Annotated in this window: 15 protein-coding genes; 5 read left to right on the forward strand and 10 right to left on the reverse strand. The window is 61.5% G+C overall.

Features of this window, described 5'->3' with window-relative positions; all coding sequences use genetic code 11:
- Positions 1-38: 38 nt before the first annotated feature.
- Both NL241_RS32760 and NL241_RS32765 read right to left on the reverse strand, forming a co-directional pair.
- Complete coding sequence (locus NL241_RS32760; RefSeq protein WP_494396185.1) at positions 39-800, reverse strand: class I fructose-bisphosphate aldolase; 762 nt, start codon at positions 798-800, stop codon at positions 39-41.
- 75 nt (positions 801-875) lie between these two features.
- The gene (locus NL241_RS32765; protein WP_494396186.1) at positions 876-1,619 is read right to left on the reverse strand and encodes a GntR family transcriptional regulator; all 744 of its coding nucleotides are present in this window, start codon (positions 1,617-1,619) and stop codon (positions 876-878) included.
- Between the two features lie 133 nt (positions 1,620-1,752).
- Here NL241_RS32765 and NL241_RS32770 point away from each other — a divergent pair, with 133 nt between their 5' ends.
- Positions 1,753-2,766 carry a sugar kinase gene (locus NL241_RS32770; RefSeq protein ID WP_494396187.1) on the forward strand — a complete coding sequence of 338 codons (1,014 nt, stop codon included), beginning with the start codon at positions 1,753-1,755 and terminating at the stop codon, positions 2,764-2,766.
- 20 nt (positions 2,767-2,786) lie between these two features.
- Entirely contained in the window at positions 2,787-3,419 is a 633-nt protein-coding gene (locus NL241_RS32775) for a bifunctional 4-hydroxy-2-oxoglutarate aldolase/2-dehydro-3-deoxy-phosphogluconate aldolase (protein WP_494398437.1), read from the forward strand.
- A 1,323-nt stretch (positions 3,420-4,742) separates the two neighbouring features.
- Here NL241_RS32775 and NL241_RS32780 read toward each other — a convergent pair.
- The 5 genes from NL241_RS32780 to NL241_RS32800 form a co-directional block, all read right to left on the reverse strand.
- A complete protein-coding gene (locus NL241_RS32780; protein ID WP_494396188.1) occupies positions 4,743-5,792 on the reverse strand; it encodes a zinc-binding dehydrogenase in 1,050 nt (349 codons plus the stop codon).
- Positions 5,793-5,823: 31 nt separating this feature from the next.
- On the reverse strand, positions 5,824-6,666 hold the full coding sequence (locus tag NL241_RS32785) for a carbohydrate ABC transporter permease (protein ID WP_494396189.1): 843 nt from the start codon (positions 6,664-6,666) through the stop codon (positions 5,824-5,826).
- Positions 6,663-7,595, reverse strand: a complete 933-nt coding sequence (locus NL241_RS32790) for a carbohydrate ABC transporter permease (RefSeq protein WP_494396190.1) — start codon at positions 7,593-7,595, stop codon at positions 6,663-6,665. Before NL241_RS32790 ends, NL241_RS32785 begins: the two co-directional genes overlap by 4 nt.
- Positions 7,596-7,621: 26 nt before the next feature.
- Entirely contained in the window at positions 7,622-8,983 is a 1,362-nt protein-coding gene (locus NL241_RS32795; protein WP_494396191.1) for an ABC transporter substrate-binding protein, read from the reverse strand.
- Positions 8,984-9,127: 144 nt separating this feature from the next.
- Positions 9,128-10,210, reverse strand: a complete 1,083-nt coding sequence (locus NL241_RS32800; RefSeq protein ID WP_494396192.1) for an ABC transporter ATP-binding protein — start codon at positions 10,208-10,210, stop codon at positions 9,128-9,130.
- A 958-nt stretch (positions 10,211-11,168) separates the two neighbouring features.
- Between NL241_RS32800 and NL241_RS32805 the strand changes: the two genes are divergently transcribed.
- Positions 11,169-12,341, forward strand: a complete 1,173-nt coding sequence (locus NL241_RS32805; protein WP_494398438.1) for an MFS transporter — start codon at positions 11,169-11,171, stop codon at positions 12,339-12,341.
- 879 nt (positions 12,342-13,220) lie between these two features.
- On the opposite strand, the gene NL241_RS32810 is transcribed toward NL241_RS32805, so the two are convergent.
- From NL241_RS32810 to NL241_RS32820, 3 genes are all read right to left on the reverse strand, one after another.
- The gene (locus NL241_RS32810; protein WP_494396193.1) at positions 13,221-13,958 is read right to left on the reverse strand and encodes an SDR family NAD(P)-dependent oxidoreductase; all 738 of its coding nucleotides are present in this window, start codon (positions 13,956-13,958) and stop codon (positions 13,221-13,223) included.
- A complete protein-coding gene (locus NL241_RS32815; RefSeq protein ID WP_494396194.1) occupies positions 13,955-15,088 on the reverse strand; it encodes a sialidase family protein in 1,134 nt (377 codons plus the stop codon). Before NL241_RS32815 ends, NL241_RS32810 begins: the two co-directional genes overlap by 4 nt.
- 73 nt (positions 15,089-15,161) lie before the next feature.
- Positions 15,162-15,968: a FadR/GntR family transcriptional regulator gene (locus tag NL241_RS32820; RefSeq protein WP_494396195.1), complete on the reverse strand. Its 807-nt coding sequence runs from the start codon at positions 15,966-15,968 to the stop codon at positions 15,162-15,164.
- A gap of 198 nt (positions 15,969-16,166) precedes the next feature.
- Here NL241_RS32820 and NL241_RS32825 point away from each other — a divergent pair, with 198 nt between their 5' ends.
- Positions 16,167-16,889: an SDR family NAD(P)-dependent oxidoreductase gene (locus NL241_RS32825; RefSeq protein ID WP_494396196.1), complete on the forward strand. Its 723-nt coding sequence runs from the start codon at positions 16,167-16,169 to the stop codon at positions 16,887-16,889.
- 33 nt (positions 16,890-16,922) lie between these two features.
- Positions 16,923-18,497 carry an ABC transporter substrate-binding protein gene (locus tag NL241_RS32830; protein ID WP_494396197.1) on the forward strand — a complete coding sequence of 525 codons (1,575 nt, stop codon included), beginning with the start codon at positions 16,923-16,925 and terminating at the stop codon, positions 18,495-18,497.
- Positions 18,498-18,504 lie beyond the last annotated feature (7 nt).

Below are 18,504 nucleotides of genomic sequence, written 5' to 3' on the forward strand. Positions count from 1 at the left end.
CGGACATCCATTCTGTGTGACACCGAGCCTGAATCAAGCTATGCGGCGGCCGTTGACAGTAGGCGGGTGCACTTGTCGCGATCACTGTCGTGGACAGCGGCGGCGAGTCCGCGAACTGCAGCGGACGGGTCGGGGCGATTCCAGACGTTTCGGCCGACCACTACACCGGCGACACCAGTCTCCATCCAAGAAATGAGGTCGTCTGCGAGCTTCTCTGCGTCTGCAGGATCGCCTCCCAAGACGAATACCGGCACAGGGCTGCGTGAGACGATCTGGCGTAGCACGACTGGATCCTTCGGGGCGGGGATCTTCAGCAGCGATGCTCCAAATTCCACTGCGACCCGGGCACTGTGTGCGATCATCTCGTCAGTCATATCCGCGTGAGCGCCCCAGAACGCAGGCTCCACCATCAGGGGCAATCCCACTTCTTGGCACTCCTCTGCCGCGACAGCGATGACCGCAAGCGAGTCGGCATACCCGGAACGGTCACCGATACCGATGGGAAGGAGCACTTTGCCGGCTGTAGCGCCGAGCCGTACCGCGGCATCTGCACTCAGTACACGACGTTGCCCACTGAGAGTCTCGGTCGTGGCCGGGCCCGCGCCGAAAAAGGGTGCATCGAGCGCGACCACCATGCGCGGAGCCCCCGGGAATGACAGGGCTTTCGCGGCGTGCCGGGCCAGGCCCGGGCCGAGGAGTACACCGTCAGCACCCGAGCCGGCGAGCGCGGAGAGCATAGCTTTCGGATCCTCACCGCCCGGAACCAATCCATTGGAGCCGTGATCGAATGCCACGATCACACTCTTGGAGGTACGTGGATTGAGAAGTTGAGCTGCCCGAAGACTGGACCCGAACATAGTCTTCCTTCCTTATTCTTAGAGGGTGATGGCGTGAGGATGACGGTCCGTCCGCAGCCAGATATGCGAGTACTCGACGCAGCCATGTCCCTCGGCGAAGTTGTACTGCTTGAACTCGAGTATGGGGAAACCGACCGGCACGGCGAGCAGTTGAGCAATCTCGGCCTCGGCTGCTGCAGCCACGTAGAAGCGCTCCGCTGACGTGAAGGTGAGATTGAACTTGCTCTCCAGCAGCTCGTAGAAGGGGCCCGATTCCAGTTCGTCCACTGAAAGGTCGTTGATCCCAGGGGCGGCAGCAAGAAGAAGCTGAGATTCCAGAACTGCGTCCGGCCCTTCAGCCAGCGAACGTAGGCGCCGCAAGCTGAGGACCTCGCCTCCCGGGAATGAGCCTTTGGGCGGAGCAATGTCCACCCGTTTGGCCAGCAGCGTGGTGGTGAGATCAACCCCCTCTTGCAAGAGCTGAGCGCCGCTCGACGACCCAGCCTTGGTGACCGGCACGGATGGCCGCGCTCCCGACTCTCCAGTGACGAAGGTTCCGCGGCCCTGAACTTGGACGAGAAGTCCCTCGTCGACCAGATCCTGGACCGCGCGCCGCAATGTGCCGCGAGCGACCCCGAGGTCCGATGCCAGTTCATCCTCGGCGCGAAGGCGATAGCCGGCCGGCCACAGGCGGGACTTAATACGGGCGCGGAACTGCGTGGCGATTTGAACGTAGATGGGTTCAATCGCGTTGCGATCGATCTGGAGTTCCTCCTGCGACATGCAAAGACCCTTTCACATATGTACAGTAACGTCAACAATCATTCATAGACGTCTTATCCTGACGACGGCTACGCTCACCTCGCTACTACCAGAAGTGCGCTGCGCCTATTCCGGAATCTAGTGGGGAGGCTTCGTGATCCGTAGGCTGGTTGCCGTTTCCGATGACCCAAAGGCCGAGCAATGCGTCGTTGCACTCGGCGAGGCGCTGATTCGATTGACCAGCGGTCGCCGTACTCTTCGAGATACGCAGGAATTGCAAGTCGACGTCGGCGGCAGCGAATTGAACGTCCTGACGGCGCTCAGCCAGCTCGGCCACCGCGCTCGTTGGGTTACGTATGTCGGCGCCGACCCCATGGCTCTGCGGATTATCGAACACGCCCAGCGTTTCGGGGTACAAGTCGCCTCGAAGTCACTGCGCGACACCCGGACTCCTCTGTACTTCGCAGAGCTGGGTTCTCCCCCTCGATCGGCCACGATCACCTACGACCGTGCCAACAGCGCCCTCGCCTCATCGTCCCGTCTTGTGTTCGACTGGCCGGCGTTGCTCAGTGGCGCTAAATGGTTCCACTCCACTGGTATCACTTTGGCTCTTGGCTCTTCTGCCAGGCAGGAAACAGTAACCGCGTTCAAGTACGCGCATGAGAAGTCGATTCCCACAAGCTTCGATCTCAACCACCGGGAGCAGTTATGGTCCTGGACAGAAGCACACACGCACTACCTGAATGTGCTCTCGGCGACGGACGTGCTATTCGCTTCGCCCCAGGATCTACAGCACCTCACCAAGACTCGGAAGGAAGGCAGGGATCTGATGATCCACGCCTGCCGCGAGTTCGAATTGCGAGCCGTCGTCGTACGAACGTCCACACTCAGTCCATCAGGAGGTATCGCGGTGCAGACAACCGTGTGCGCAGACGGTGAATTCGTCACCAGCGGCGTCCACTCAGCAAATCCTGTCGATCCCATCGGCAGTGGCGACGCCGCGGCCGCCGCGTTCCTGGCCGCAGCGCTCCAGGGCGAGAGCTGGGACGTGATGGCTGAACGTTCATCCTGGGCATGCGCAGACAAACTCACTTTCCCTGGTGACACGTGGATGACGACTCCGTTCAGCGGTGCACCCGTGGTCGACAGTCGCTTGGTGAACCGGTGACCTCCATGCGAACCCCACGAATGATTGCAACAGAGGCCGTCTTGAACAGCCGTGTCATGGCTATCCTTCGCACCCTCGACCACACTTCGACGCCCGCCATCGCCAAAGCCCTTTCCGCGGGCGGTATCACCGCCATCGAAGTGACCGTACAGAGCGAAACAGCCTTCGATGCAATACGGACGATCAGGGACGCTGAGCCTGCGAGCGTCCAGGTCGGCGCGGGCACGATTCTCACTGAGGAACAAGGGCGCCGCGCGATTGCGGCCGGGGCATCCTTCCTCGTCAGTCCCCACCTGGATCTCAATCTCTGGGCCCAGTTTGACAACGACGAAATTCTCTATGTGCCTGGCGTTTCCACACCCACCGAGATACACGCCGCGTCCAGATCCGGGTGTGACCTGGTGAAGCTCTTTCCGGCCGGGGCTTTCGGCATCGAGTATCTCAAAGCGCTACGGGGGCCTTTTCCCGCAATGCGATTCCTCGCCACCGGCGGCATCAGTGTGGAGAACGCAGACCAGTGGCTATCAGAAGGCGCCTCCGCGGTGGGAATCGGCGGTAACTTGGCGCCCAAAGGGAACCCGAGTGACGAGGAGCTTCGAGTGCTGACCAACCGTGCCAGCAGGCTCATGAATCAACTCAACAGCCGGTCGTGACCACCGGATGCGGTGGGTCCGTCGCGCGTCGCAAGGGACGCGGAGCCCTGGGTAGGCAGGCGGCCCAATTGCGTGGTGCCGTGTGTCTTCGACTTGACCAACCGAGTCCTCCCGCTAGAGCACCCGGTTCACCCGAAGCGGCGAGCCGGTTGACATCAACGCCGCGACGAAACGCCAGTAGTGCAAGATGAAACGGAGCCCGACGCGTCCGCTGACACCCCATACGTCTAGTCGGAGCTCCGAATCCCCAATCGGCCAGGTGCACCGCATCAAGTGGCCGACCTCTCCCACAGGACACGCCATTGGCGCCAACACACCCACGGGTTCGGTGAAGCAGGCCCCCGCCGCGGCGGTCGCGGTCGCCGGCGCATTCGGATGCCAAGGCCACATGTGAGAACCATCAGTCGACGGCGGTAACACCCACGACCGCCGCTGCTCGGCCCGATGAGGACGTGAATCACTTGATGCTCTCGCCATGCGACCAGCTTTCCTCAATTACGCGGGCACGCTCCGGGCACCCGTAAGTCCCTGGGCTCCGACGGCGTGCGCCTTCCGGTCAGGGGCAATGCCCTCCGAGTTCAGACGCTATAACCGCGCAGTTCGTCCGGCCCGTAGTGAATTGGCTTCCGGAACCGCAGAGCCCGCTAACCGCGTCGGGGCCAGACAGACCGCAACGGGGGCGACTTCCGCCGGCCGCTTCGTGCGCACTGCGCAGGGGTGTCAGGGCCACTGGCGTCTAATCGGCTTTTATCCTCAAGAGGGAGCTGGTCGGCATCCTGACGTGCGCTTCGCTCTGCCCATCTGACTCCGCGCTCTCTGCGAAACGCGTCGTAGGCAGCAGCGATCTGCTCGACCGATGCATCCGGGTGGTCATCGGCAACAGCACACACAGCCGCGATGATGTGGGGGCTGAGCCTGCAGCCGTTCTCCGGACGGCGACCTTGCGTGAGCGCCGCCATCAACACATTCTGGAAGTATTCACAACTCTGCGTTGAGTCCGGAAACGGCGGTTCGCCTGGCGCACTGCACATTCGACTAAGGTCAACCTCTCATCGGCAAACTGCACTTACCGCTTGCCCAAGCCGCGAGGGCGAAAGCTTTGTCGACGGAACATCTTTCTTTACGCGGGTGAACCGCACCCGCGCGTCGCGGCCACGGTCAGCACCACAGAGTCTGTGCGTGTCGACCGCCCGAGGGTGCTGCTTTCGCGGTATCCTGCCAGCACCCCAGCGGTCAAGACGCGATGAGGCTTGGGCTGAAGCAGCAGGACCACGCCATGGCTGCGCTGCATCCGGCAGCTCGGCCTGGGGCAGCCGGCCGAGGTCACATGCCGCCATTCGGCAGCACCGCGACCTTCAGCGCTTCACCGCCAATCGCACGTTGAAACGCGCGGTCGGTATCAGACAATGGGAACCGATCGGTAATCATGTCGGCAGCGGCGACGCGCTTACTCGTGATCAACTCCAACGCCAAGCGATAGTCAGCAACTGTGCCGCCCACATTGCCGAGGACATCTATCTCGCCGTAGTGAATCGCGTTGAGATCAACGCCGGCCTTGCCGTCGCCACCAAAGCCGGCAAAGAGATTCAGGCGACCCCCGCCCTTGCGTGTGCAGTGGATTGCCTCGTTCACCAAATCGCCGTAGCCGATGCACACAATCGTGTGGTCGGCCCCATTACCGTCGGTTTCCTCGAATACCACATCTTTCAAAGTCTCCGCGGTCGGATCCACAACGCGGGTGGCGCCTATCCTGGCAGCGAAGTCACGACGGACAGCGGAGGGTTCGCTCATGATGATTGTGGTAGCGCCTGCCAGACGCGCCAGCTGCACGTGAAACAGACCAATTGGACCACCCCCAAGCACCAAAACGCTCTGGCCGATCCGGATATCGGACCGGCGATGTCCGTGAACAGCGCACGCCAGCGGTTCTGCCATGGCCAACTCTGCCGAACTCACTCCGGAAGGGGCCGGAACTAGCCGGCCTGCCTGCACCGCGGCAGCCGGAATCAGTGCGTACTCGGCCAATCCCCCGGCTATTCCATACCCCATGACCTTCAGATTGGCACATAGGTTGAAGCGGCTACGCAGGCATTCGGCACAACGGCCGCAGGGCAGCCACGGGATGACAGAGACTTTCGTATCTTCCGCCAGAAATACGCCCTCGCCGGCCTGTGCAACGGATCCTGCGAACTCGTGGCCGATGACAGCCGGCCATCGCACGCCCCCGGTCTTCTGCCCCAGATAGATGCGAACATCCGAGCCGCATAGTGTGACCGCCTCGACCTTGAGAAGCACCTCTCCAGGTCCAGGTTCGGGAGTTGGGATCTCTTCCACCGACATATCATTGGGGGCACGCAGTACCGCTGCCAGCACGGCATCTCTCCTTCGTAGTAGATGTGCGCCGTTACTTGGCGTCACTCTTGGAAAAGCCCTTCATCAAGGGCTTTTGAATGAACAAGCCGGGAATCAGGATGGGAAGTGTCGCAATCACCACCACCGCAGAGAGTTGTCCCCAGTAGAGCCCTCGGTCAGACAAGAAACTGGTCAGATACACCGGCAGCGTTGCGGCGTCATAGCTTGTGAGGCTCACTCCGATGAAGAACTCGCTCCACGCGAAGACACCGCACAAAGTTCCAATAGCGGCCAAACTCGGAACGACCATCGGAAGCACAATGCGAAGGGCAACTTGCAAATTGGTAGCTCCATCCACGGCCGCTGCCTCCACGATCTCCTTGGGCACGTCGTTGAGATAAGCCCGCAGCATCCACACCGCCAGAGGCACATTCATGACGCCGTACAGCCAGATCAGAGTCCACAGAGAATCGAGCGCGTCCAGGGATTTCACCAGCATGAAAATTGGGACGATAACGCCGGCAACCGGCAGCATCCGGGTTGAGACTACAAAGAACAGTATGTCCTTGGACTTACGAACCGGCCGAATGGTCAGAGCGTAGGCTATCGGAAACGCCAGGACCATGGAGACGACCGTTGCGCTCACTGTGACGATTACGGAGTTCTGAAAAGCAATCGAGAACTGAACCCCTTCAACGACATTCAGATAGTTATCGAGTGTCGGCGTGAAGATCACGGTTGGCGGATCTGTGACCGCGAGCCGCTCAGGCTTGAGACTGGTGATCCCTATCCACAAGATAGGAAGGAAGAACAGGATCCCGAGAACCCAAGTGACCGCAGTCAGCGCTGCTCCACCTGCACGTTCGACATTGGAGGTTTTTAGGGCCACGGTCACTGGTCCTCTCGGATCGACTTGACCGCCAACCGCAACAGCAGGAGCGTGACGGCGATGGTGATCATCACCACGATGACGCCGAACGCAGCCGCCAGGCCGATGTCGAACGACTTGAACGCGAGACTGTGCAGTTTGTAAGCGGCGGTCGTGGTGGCATCTCCAGGTCCACCCTGGGTGATGAGGAAGATCGGGTCCAGCAACTGCGAGATGAAAAGCGCTCCAAGCAACGCAGTCACTTCGATGTGTGGCCGTAGGTGAGGCAGTGTGATGTGCCAAAACACACGGAAGGGGCCGGCGCCATCGGTCATCGCGGCTTCCTTCGCACTTTCATCTTGATTCTGGAGTCCGGAAAAGATGATCAACATCGCGAAGGGAGCCCACTGCCATGTGGTCACCACGACGATGACCCCCATGGGGTATTGAGCAACCCAATCAATGTTCGTCCCGAGCAGGAAACCGACAAGGCCGTAGCTCGGATCGAACATGGTTGTCTTCCAGGTCAACGCCGCAGCAGAAGCAGGGACCAAAAAGGCGGAGAAAATCATCGTGCGCACAACGGCACGACCGCGAAATCTCCTGTTGAGCAATAACGCCAGTACCAAACCGACCGTTACGGACAGAAGGAGTGCCACCACTGTCATGCGTGCGGTGTTCCACAGAGATGTTCCTACTCCGTCCAGCTTCAGAACGGTGAGGAAGTTGTCCAGGCCCACAAACTTCCGCTCGCCTGGAGTCATCAAGTTCCATTCGTGCACGCTGTACCAGAGCGTGACCACAAAGGGCACTTGAGTTGTGACGACCATTGCGATCAGTGCGATCCAGCCAAGCGGCGAGAGCGGAAACCTTCCGTCCCGCGCCGCCAGCCGCTTAGCAGAGGCCGATGTCCGTTCCAAGCGAGGCGCAGGCGGGGGACTCAGGTCTAAAGTCATGGTGTGCGACGTCCTTTGGTTTCCGGTCAGCCCTTGTACAGGCCGATCCGTCTCATCGTGTCGGTAGTCGTCGTCTGAATCTTGTTGACAGCCTCATCGGCTGTCTGACTGCCGGCAATGGCGGCCGCGATCTCCTGCGAGAATGGGGTGTAAACGTCTGCCCACTGGGCGAACGCGAAGTAGGCCGCAGGCAGGTCCGGCGGAGCGCTGGGCTTCAGTACCGCATCTGGACCAACCTGCTCGATCTGCGACAAGGTGGTCCTTGCATACGGCGCCGCGTCAAGATAAGCGGTGTTCTCGTAGGTCGACAGCCGGGTTCCCGGCGGCGTATGCTCCATCCCCAGTTCGTCGCCCACCTGTTGGATGTACTCGCGAGACGTCGCCCATTTGATGAATTCCCATGCAGCATCTTGATTTTTCGATGCTTTCGGAATAGCCAAAGCCCACGACCAATACCAGCCACCAAAGGGACTCCGGAAATGTGGCGCGGGGGCGTAGCCTATCTTGCCGGCAACCTTGGACTGATCCGCGTCTTCGAGGGTATTCGCTGCAACAGTTGCGTCCATCCACATCGCCGCGTTACCTTGCGACATCGTCGCGAGGCACTGCGTAAATCCGGCGCTGGTGATACCGGGCTGCCCTACCGTCCGAGCCAGGTCAACGTAGAAATTGATCGCTTCTCGTGTTTCGGGCTCAGTGAAGGTGGGCTCCCACTCTGGAGTGAAGACTCTGCCGCCGAAGGCATAGATCACTGCAATCAGCGGCACCTGGTTCTCGCCAGCTAGGCCCCGCAAACACATCCCGGCCATATCCGGTGAGTTCAGTTGTCGCGCCATGGAGGCAACCTCCTGCCAAGTCGGCTCCTCCGGCATGCGCAACCCCTGTCGCTCAAAGACATCCGTGCGGTACATCAGAAAAGCGGACTCGGCGTATACCGGTGCGGCGTAAATGCCCGCATCATCGGAGAGTGTGCTCATCACCGAGGGGATTAGATCGCCGGCGTCGTAGGCGGGATCGGCTTGCATCCGAGGCTTCAGATCGGCCAACCAGCCGGCCTCCGCATACTGCAACGCCTCGTAGGGGCCGACGGCGATTACGTCGAATTCGCCCGTTCCAGCAGCGATGTCCTTGGTGACCTTCTCGCGTAGCTGCGTTTCCGGCAACGCCGAGAACCGCACCTCTGCATCCGTGAACAACTTCGGCGTCATTTGCTGCAGGTCTTGCGTCACCGGGTTGCTGACATTAGCCGTCGTCAACTGTCCCAGCGGTGCGTTTCCACCCCGACCCGCACAGGCGGCGACAGCCGGGGCAACGGCCAACGAAACGCCGGTCAGCGCCGACCACTGTAGAAACCTACGACGCGACAAATCGGCGGTGCGTGGTTGCATGTCAATTCTCCTCAGCCAAGGCCTCTAAGCTCAAACGCCGATCCAGTAGTTATCCTCACCACACTAAGCAGGACGACTATAGACGTCAAGTGGACTACTAGGTACGTATATATACGAATTGGCACAGTCGTGTTCGGCAGGGGTTCATCCCCCTAGCCGCGCCCCGGAATCCCGCTCGAAAACGTGAACTTTGTCCGGATCGACTGTGATGCGCACCCGTCCGCCTTTCGAGGCATGGCGGCCATGGTCCACGCGGACCACCAGTTGATTGTCGTTTCCGGTGTCGCGACAGCGACCGTAGACAAATGCCTCCGCGCCAAGCTCTTCCACCAGCGACACTTGAAGTTCGAGGTGAGGTTCGTCGGCGCCGGCGGGGCGCCAGGCTTCCGGCCGGATTCCCAGGACCGCCTTGTCACCGGCAGCGGCCGCGACGGCACGAGGAAGCCCGATCCGTAGGGGCCCTACGTGCGCCACCGACTCTGTGATGCGGGCTTCAATGAGATTTATCGCCGGTGAGCCGATGAAACCGGCCACGAACAGGTTCGCAGGTCGGTTGTAGATGCTGAGCGGATCGTCGACCTGTTGAAGCCGGCCGTCCTTCATCACCGCGACACGACTACCCATCGTCATTGCTTCAACTTGATCGTGAGTCACGTACACAGTTGTGACGCCCAACCGTTGCTGCAGTTCGGCTATCTGACTCCGGGTCGAGACTCGAAGCTTGGCGTCGAGATTCGACAGTGGCTCGTCCATGCAGAAGACCTGAGGCTGACGCACGATCGCTCTGCCCATCGCCACGCGTTGACGCTGGCCGCCGGACAAGTTGCGCGGTTTGCGCTCCAGGAGGTCGGACAGTCCGAGCAACTCCGCGGCTTCACGAACCCGGGACAGACGCTCCTCTTTGGATTGCCTCGCCATCTTCAACGCGAAACCCATGTTTTCCGCAACGGTCATATGGGGGTACAGCGCATAGTTCTGGAACACCATCGCAATGTCACGATCACGGGGCGCAAGGTGCGTCACTTCTCGATCACCGATGTGGATCTCCCCCGAAGTCACTGGCTCCAACCCCGCCAGCATCCGCAGAGATGTCGTCTTTCCGCATCCGCTCGGACCTACCAGAACCATGAACTCGCCATCATTCACCTCAAGGCACAGGTCCTCGACAGCGGGATCAGAAGAGTTTGGATATACGCGTTGGGCGTTGCGGTAGCTGACAGCGGCCATTGTGGATTCCTTCTCGAGTTGCAGTGGCGATGGGCGAACACCTGTGTATTGCGAAGTGCATGTCGCGGCAGGCCCCGTGACTCGTACGCAAGATCGCGACGGTCAGGCCGAACGGTGATAGGTGTGGGTGGGCGTAGTGGGCCAACGGATGCCCGTGGGCACAGCGCTGGGTTGGCTCCGACTCCCCGGAAGTTGTTGTGGTTCGCAGGATCAGATCTTTTGGTACGAACGGGACTCCCAAGTTCGACGCGAAGACGTTAGCGCTTCGGCGCATCACCACCCGCCACCCGTCTCGCATTGTTCGCATTGTCAGGCAGAGCGCCGGCCGCACCGGATCCGCTCGGGAGCAACGGAATCGCGCAAACCAGCGCCGTCGGTGGCTGATATGACCCCCAACCGTGGACACGCGCTGGGGCGCGGCCACGGGTACTCGAGTACGCCATCGGGCATAGGCACACAGGCCATCGTGACATGGACGACACTGTACGTCAATGTATGTTACTGTATGAATATGCGGCGCCTTTGCCATGGCGCAAACCGAGTGCGCAGGGGCGTTTTACGTCCAACTAGTCTATCTGCGAATGAGATTCGGCGCGCTTCCAGCAACGACGTTCACCCTCGGCCAGACACCCCAGCCGGGTGGGGTCGACCTGTACGAGAGTATTCATTTATAGACGTATTTTTCGTTTGCGCGAGGGTTTCCACTATTTTGCGGGCCGGAGTTTGCCCAGACGGAGTGAACGAGCAACCGCACAGGCCGTCTACCAGGCGCGACGCCACCTACCCATCGCCCTATTTGCCGGTTCGGCGCCTGGGCGTGAGACACCCGATTAGACATGGAGGACCCGATTTCACCAGCTGCCGGTTCTCCAATCGCCGCGGGCGGCCGGGCGCCGTGAAACCACTCCCCGCCCGCCGCGGACTACCCACCCCACTTGTCATCTGGCTGGTGGGCAGCATGATCTACGCCGCAGCGGTAGCCCAACGCTCGACCATTGGAGTGTCACTCGAGGCCGCCGCGCATCGCTATGGCGTATCAATTGCCGCACTCAGCCTCCTACCCGTAACACAACTCCTCGTTTACGCCGTATTGCAACTGCCGGCCGGGTCGATGCTCGATCGGTTCGGCGCTCGACGAACTCTCACTATTGGAGCGTTTGCCATCGCTTCGGGTCAGCTTGTACTGGCGTTGAGCAATGACCTAGTGACCGCTTGTGCCTCCCGCATCTTGGTCAGTGTGGGCGATTCTGTGGCCTTCGTCAGCGTGCTGCGACTGGTCATACTGAGGCTCCCTGCGCCTAAAGCCACGTTGCTCGCCCAGCTGACCGGCGCTCTTGGGCAGATCGGTGCTGCGGCGGCAGCCGCCCCCTTTCTGCTCTTGCTTCAAACCTGGACCTGGTCACCGGCTTTCCTCATGGCGTCAGGCGTTGGTGTATTTGCAGCATTCGCTGCGTTCATCGCCATCCGTGAGGCACCGCCAAGCGACTACGTTGAAGCACAGCTTCCCGTGAGAGCTCTGTGGCGAGACCCGGGGGTACGACTCGGATACTGGACTCATTTCACCATGACATTTCCCACCACGGGTTTCCTGCTGTATTGGGGTATGCCTTTCCTTCTTTCTTGCGGCTTCACTCCCAGTGGCGCCGGTACTGTCATCAGCTTCGTATCGGTCGCGGGAATCGCCGCGGGCCTGACAATCGCAGTAGCCATATTTAGATGGCCAAATCGAGGTTTCCTCATATGCGTCTCCGTCAGCATCGTATGCATTGTCTTCTGGTTGTCAGCCCTGTCTACGCGTACAACGCCGAACTGGCTGGTGGTTGCAACCGCCCTCATCACCGGTGCCTGCGCGCCGTGCGGAGTGGTGGCGTTCAAGTTCCTCCGACCGGCATATGCAAACCGAACCTCCAGCTTGGCAACCGGTTTGGTGAACAGCGGCGGTTTCACCGGCTCGTTTCTCGCCATCTGCGGCGTTGCCTTCGTTAGCGCAGCTGGAACACGAGCGGGTTTGACGGAACCGATGCGTGTGGGCCTCGCCGCTCAACTTGGGTTCTGGGCGATCGGGCTCTGGCTCATGTTGCACAACTTCCGCGAGTTTCGACGGCGTGTGAAGTCAGACGCCGGACACTGATTCGCTGAAACGGCTTCTGTCCCTCATCCGGTACAGCCATGGCGCCGCGGTAAACGGCGGTCGGTGGTGACAGTTGTCAGCTCTTAAGCAGCGTGACAACTGACAGTTGCCCGGGCGACGCGTTTCCCACGCCCTCTCACCGACGTGGCAGTAGCGAATTCCTCCATCCAAGTGGCAAAACCCAAAACCGCACGTTTGTGCGGTTTGTTCACTTCTTGGGTCAGTTAGCTAAACGAACACCACGGCAGAAGGACCGCAATCCTTTAGTGCCGACCAACGGCGTGGCATGTAGTCCCCTTCAGCCCGCAGAGTTGGGCCGAGAAGGGCATCACCGGCCAAGCTCGGCCGGTCCTCGCTTCTCCTGACGCGCGCCGACGCCGTCGTCCTCTTGAGACGATAAACCCAAAGCATCGCCCAGGAACCCCTGTTGACGACGGTCGAAAAGTAGGCCAGAAGCGACGGGGTGGTTTCTAGGCGTCGTCGCAACACTTCCCTACATTCTGGAGGTTGTGTTGACATCACGTCGTCGGGTGAAGCCGGGGCGTCGTCCGCTGTCGGCCAAGCGTCGGCGGATCATGCAGTGCGGGCTCGGGGGTGGAGCATCCGTGCCGCGGCCGGCTGCGCGACTACTTCCCCAAGGGCGTCACGACCTGCTGGCAATCGAGGACGAACTCAACCAACGTCCCCGACAGGTCCTCCGAGACCGTTGTCCCGCGGATCTTTTTGCCGCCCTGCTAGCGTCAAGCGGTCCGTCGGTGTTGCGACGTTGACTAGAACCCACCTTGCCGCGCTCTGGTCAGTATTCAGCTGCCGCCGACAAGCGACGCGGCGAGCATGATCGGCACACCGAGTCGACATGACGGCGCGCACACAGCGAGCCTAGATCTGCACACCCCCATTGGGACTCAGGACTTGCCCGATGAAGAAATCCCCATACTTCGAGGCCAGGAAGGCGACCACCGCACCCAGCTCTCGTGGATCGCCCAGCCGCCCGGCCGGAACGGTTGCGAGGTAATCCGGACTCCGGTCATACTCGCCCAGCATCGGCGTGTCGAACGGCCCGGGCGCGACGGCATTCACATGAATGTCACATGGCGCCAACTCTTTTGCCCATGACTTGGTGAGGCCGATCACCCCCGCCTTGGATGCGACGTACGCACTGGCCCGCTCACGCCCTCCGAGGCCCAGCTCGGAGGCGACATTGATGATCTTCCGCGGGGCCGCAACAACAGACTCCATCATGTGCGCGGCCACAGCCCGTCCGCACAAGAATTGCCCCTTGAGGTTGACGTCGGTAACCCGGTCCCAGTCTTCGGTGCTGGTGCCGACGAGTTCAGCATCGAGACCGATACCGGCATTGTTCACCAGAATGTCGATCGGTCCCAGCGCCGCGACCACCGCTTGCACCATGGTGTCAACATCGGCCGGAACTGACACATCACCGAAAAACGCCCCTCCGCCGACCTCCTCGGCCAGTTCGAGCGCCGAGGCTTCGGCGGCGACATAGTTGATGGCGACCGCGGCACCGCATTCGGCGAGGGTTCGGACGGTGGCCGAACCGAGCCCGCTGTTTCCGCCGGTGACTAGGGCCACTTTGCCGGACAGGTTGATTCTCACGCGGGCTCGGGAAGCGCCCCGGCTCGGTTGACCAGCAATCGCAGAGCAGACGACGGGTTGACCAGTTCCCCGGCAAGGATGTCCTCCTCGGTGAACCTGGCACCGTAGATGGCCCGGTCGCCAAAGCGATCGTGGTCGTAGACGGCGAAAATCGAGCCGCCGTCAGCAATTGCGGCGTCAGGGTAGGATACGTCATCGCGTTCATCGAGGAGCAGCTTGTGAGGCCAGGTTGCGCCGTCGTCGTCACTCAATAAGGCGGTCAGGTGGCTGCGTCCTTTCCACGCCTTCACATTGCCCTGCCCATCGATGTCGTCGCGGTCGCTGCGTTCGGCAAAACCATTGTGATTGAGCATAAGCAGACGACCCGACGGCAGCCGGCGGATGTGGAATCGCGAGCACGGCCCGTCGATGTGACTACGCCGGCCCGGCCCCCAGGTGCGGCCGCCGTCAGTCGAGATACTCTCGCCGATGCCGTCGTAGCAACGGACCAGCATCCACACTGTCCCGTCTTGCTTTTCGACCACCATGTGCTCATCGAATTGCCGGTTGGGCACGTCAGCGCCGCCGCGCAGTGTGAACGTCTGCCCCGAGTCGGTGGAGACGTAGACATTGGAGAACATCTCGTTCTGCAGACCGTGATCTTCAGTGGGTGGATGTACCGACCACAGTGCGGTCGGGAACAGCCACTCCCCCGATGACAGCACGGTCGGCTTGTTGGCCATCAAGCCGTTGCCGATGCGGCGCGGTTCTGACCAGGTGGGCTGCTCGTCGTCCGGGTTGGACGAGATCGCGAACCATGCGCCCACTCGGCCGTCGTAGAAGTCGTAACTCTGGTTCCAGGTCAGCCACAGGCGGTCCTGAGGGTCACGCCACAGACAAGGGTAGTAGACGCGAACTCCCGGATCGGGGTGGGCGACGATGAAGCGTGGCGATTCCCACGTGGCTCCGTCGTCGTCGCTAATGGTGACGACGACGAAGTTGCCGCCTGTCTCGGTGGTCATTCCGGAATACCAGTCGGCGTACAGCCGGCCACCGGCAGTGCGCTCCACCGACGGAATACCCTGCCAGAACCGATAGGCGTCTTGGTATTTCGGCTCGGATGGTCGGTCCAGGATGGCGGCGGGGGTCATGGATCCGTGAGTCATTGTGAGGCCTCGCTGGCGTGTCGGCGTATTGATGCGCGCCAGGCTAGTTAGCGTGGCGTTAGTCCGTCAAATCTGACAGACGCTCGCCATTACGTAGACCCGGCTGTCCGTTGTCCATCCAGACGAGCAGCCGTTCGAACACCAACTCGTTTCCGTCGATGAATTTTTCCGCCGAGCGCATCATCGTGTCGAAGTGCTCACGCATCGCCGCCTCAGCCCGCATCGGATTACCGGATTCGATTGCCAGCAGGATCTTTTGGTGCTCCTCGATCACTGTCTCGTTCTGGCGCTTGGAGCCCAAAATAATGTCAAGCACGGCTTCCACGCCGTTGAGCTGTGGCGCCAGGACCACCCCGGCCAATGTGTTGAACATCCGGTTAGTGGTCATGGAGGCGACGCACCGGTGAAACATCAGGCCAGGCTGGCTCGACATCGCCGCGCTCCCCACCGCCGACCGATGTTCTGCGAGATGGACTCGCAGTGCATCGATTTGGTCGGGAGTGGCCGATTGAGCGGCTGATGCGGCAATCGCACTCTCGACCACCTGGCGGGCATGGAGCAGATCGAGCAGGTCGCGCATGTCCTTGATGTCCACCGCGCGCTGCAGGCTGGCCGACGCCCGCGCTGAAAAGGCGGCTTCCCGAGCGCGTTCCCGCCCGGCGGCGGATAACACGCGACCCTTGGTGCCAACGGGAACCGTCCAGCCACGCTCATCGAGCTCGCGTAACAAGCGTGACACCGAGGACTCGCTGGTGACGATTCCCGCGCGCTCCAGTGCTTGCCGTGCGAAGCGGGTGCCGATAGGCCCCTCAAGCGACGACATCTCGTTGAGCAGCGCCAGCAGCGCGCCTTCTCGATTTCGCATCGCATCTCCCTTGCACCGCCAACTGTGAACAACGTTACCCGAGCATCACCAGATCGGCAGAGGCTTGCCAGCGACGCAATACAACTAGCATGTCAGGCGCACGTTAATCACATTTGACAAACGCTGGTTGGTGGTGGAGGGTTCTCGAAACCGATCAACGGGCGAGAGGTGAGCGGCACGATGCTTGACCAAGGCAGCATGACGCAACGAGTGGTGGTAACCGGGGCAGCCGGCGGCATCGGTCGAGCTATCACAAGTCGCCTCATTGAATCGGGATGCCGGGTCCTTGCAGCCGATATCGATGAGGATCGCGTCAAGCGTCTCCCCGCTTCGGATCTGTTGAGCACCACCTGGGTCGACATCTCCGACCCCGCCTCGGCGCAGACGCTTGCCGCCACCGCTCAGGACACGCTCGGCGGTATCGACGCGCTGGTGAACAACGCGGGTATCGACGCTCCCCCCGGGTTGGCGTGGGAGATCACCGAGGACCATTGGCGTCGCCTCATCGACGTCAACCTGAGCGGCGCGTGGTGGTGCACTCAGGCAGTGCTACCGGCGATGCGGGCGCAGAAGCGTGGGCGAATCGTCATGATCAGTTCGCTGGCCGCCCGGCTGGGCAGTGACCGCTATTCCCCGGCTTACGCGGCGGCCAAAGCCGGAATGTTGGGCCTGACCGTCGGGCTGGCTTCGCAGCTGGAGGCCGACGGGATCCTCTGCAACGCAATAACTCCCGGCGCGACGGGCACCACCGGCACTCCCATGACATCGGCCGAGGAAGAACATCTACGCGCCACTTTCCCGCTGGGTCCGGGCGGGGCGGAGCCGATAGCCGAGGCGGTTTGCTATCTGCTCGGCAGCGGCGGCGACTGGATCAGCGGCACCACCCTCAATGTCAGCGGCGGACAACTCCGCGGCATCTAAGCACCGAACTCGTCGAGCCGAAAGGACACAATCATGCGCATCGGCAAACCCGTTGTCAGTTTGCTGGCGGCAGGAGCCCTACTTCTGGCCGGCTGCGGCGCAGGCAACCAAGGGGGCGGCTCGGCCGCGCCCGGCGACACCCTGCGCGTCCCGTTCAGTTTCGACATGCAGGTACCCGACCCGGATGTCTTCTTCCAGGCCGAGGGACTCAACGTCACCATGGCCGCCTACGAAGGTCTGCTGCGGCACACCCCGAACGCTGAAAGCCCCGACATCGAACCGTGGCTCGCCGAGAGCTACACCGAATCCGACGACGGCCTGTCCTACACCTTCGAGCTCCGCGAAGGCGTGACCTTCCATGACGGCACCCCACTCGACGCCGAAGCGGTCAAGTTCAGCTTCGAACGACGCAAAGCAATTAACGCCGGACCAGCCCAATCGCTGTTCGCGTTCGACTCGGTGGACGTGGTGGATCCACTCACCGTGAAGATCAACCTCACCCAACCAAGCAGCGAATTCATCCCGTTCCTTGCCTCCGCGTACGGCCAGAAGATCCTCAGCCCGACCGCAGTCAAAGAACACGAGACCAACGGCGACATGGCACAGGAATGGCTGTCGACGCACTCCGCCGGCACCGGCCCCTACGAAATCTCCAGCTTCTCCTCCGGTGGGTACGACCTGACCGCCTACGAAGGCTACTGGGGCGACAAGCCCGGTTTCCCCAAGGTGCGCATTTCCATCGACCCCAGCTTCACCTCCCAGGTGCTGCAGCTGGAGAACGGCAACCTCGACGTCCTCACCCACGGCGTGCCTACCGCTGACCTGACCCGGCTGCAGGACAAAGGGTTTGCCATCACTACCGAGCCCACCTTCAACCGGGCCACCATCTTCCTCAACCCCGACACCCCCGCCTTCAAAACTTCCGACGGCCGCAAGGCCATCGCCGCGGCAATCGACCGGGACGTCATCGTCGAGCAGGTCTACGGCGAGTACGCCGAGGTGGCCGATGAGATCCTCATGCCCGGCATGCTGCCCGAGGGAACCGGTCGCTTCAGCCTGCAGCATGATCCCCAGCGCGCCTCGGCGTTCGTGTCGACCCTCAGCGACGCGGACAAGACCATCGACATCGCCTACCTGTCCGACGACGCCGACAACCAGCAGGTAGGGCAATTGCTGCAGGCGCAGTTGCAGGCCGCTGGTCTAAACGCCACCTCACGGGCAATCACCCAGCCAGAGAGCTTTGAATACCCCACCTCGCCGGAGCAGCGGCCGGACATGCTCTTGGTGGGCGGTATCTCATCTGATGCAGCGCACCCGGATCCATTTCCCCGGCTGTTCTATGCCCACGACGGCGGGCTGAGCTATTTCCAGCCGCAGGAGGTCAGCAAGGCCGACTCGCTGCTGGATCAAGGCCGCAACGCGCGCGACATCGACGCCGCTTTGCCGTTCTATCAGCAGGCCGCCGACATCTACGCAGCCAGCGGACTCTACATCCCATTCACCGACCGTCCTGAAGTGATCGTCACCCGACCCGGCATCACCGGCGTCGAGCACGAATACAACGCGGTCTCAGCAATCCGGCTGGCGTCGCTACAACCCACCGGGTAGGCATCGT

This window comes from Mycolicibacterium sp. SMGY-1XX, from assembly GCF_059132455.1.

What these genes read in the sequence shown, in the direction of transcription:
- NL241_RS32825 (WP_494396196.1), top strand. Translation starts at nt 16,167, where the DNA reads ATGACGCAACGAGTGGTGGTAACCGGGGCAGCCGGCGGCATCGGTCGA.
- NL241_RS32830 (WP_494396197.1), top strand. Translation starts at nt 16,923, where the DNA reads ATGCGCATCGGCAAACCCGTTGTCAGTTTGCTGGCGGCAGGAGCCCTA.
- NL241_RS32795 (WP_494396191.1), bottom strand. Translation starts at nt 8,983, where the DNA reads ATGCAACCACGCACCGCCGATTTGTCGCGTCGTAGGTTTCTACAGTGG.
- NL241_RS32800 (WP_494396192.1), bottom strand. Translation starts at nt 10,210, where the DNA reads ATGGCCGCTGTCAGCTACCGCAACGCCCAACGCGTATATCCAAACTCT.
- NL241_RS32805 (WP_494398438.1), top strand. Translation starts at nt 11,169, where the DNA reads ATGATCTACGCCGCAGCGGTAGCCCAACGCTCGACCATTGGAGTGTCA.
- NL241_RS32775 (WP_494398437.1), top strand. Translation starts at nt 2,787, where the DNA reads ATGATTGCAACAGAGGCCGTCTTGAACAGCCGTGTCATGGCTATCCTT.
- NL241_RS32815 (WP_494396194.1), bottom strand. Translation starts at nt 15,088, where the DNA reads ATGACCCCCGCCGCCATCCTGGACCGACCATCCGAGCCGAAATACCAA.
- NL241_RS32765 (WP_494396186.1), bottom strand. Translation starts at nt 1,619, where the DNA reads ATGTCGCAGGAGGAACTCCAGATCGATCGCAACGCGATTGAACCCATC.
- NL241_RS32820 (WP_494396195.1), bottom strand. Translation starts at nt 15,968, where the DNA reads ATGCGAAATCGAGAAGGCGCGCTGCTGGCGCTGCTCAACGAGATGTCG.
- NL241_RS32790 (WP_494396190.1), bottom strand. Translation starts at nt 7,595, where the DNA reads ATGACTTTAGACCTGAGTCCCCCGCCTGCGCCTCGCTTGGAACGGACA.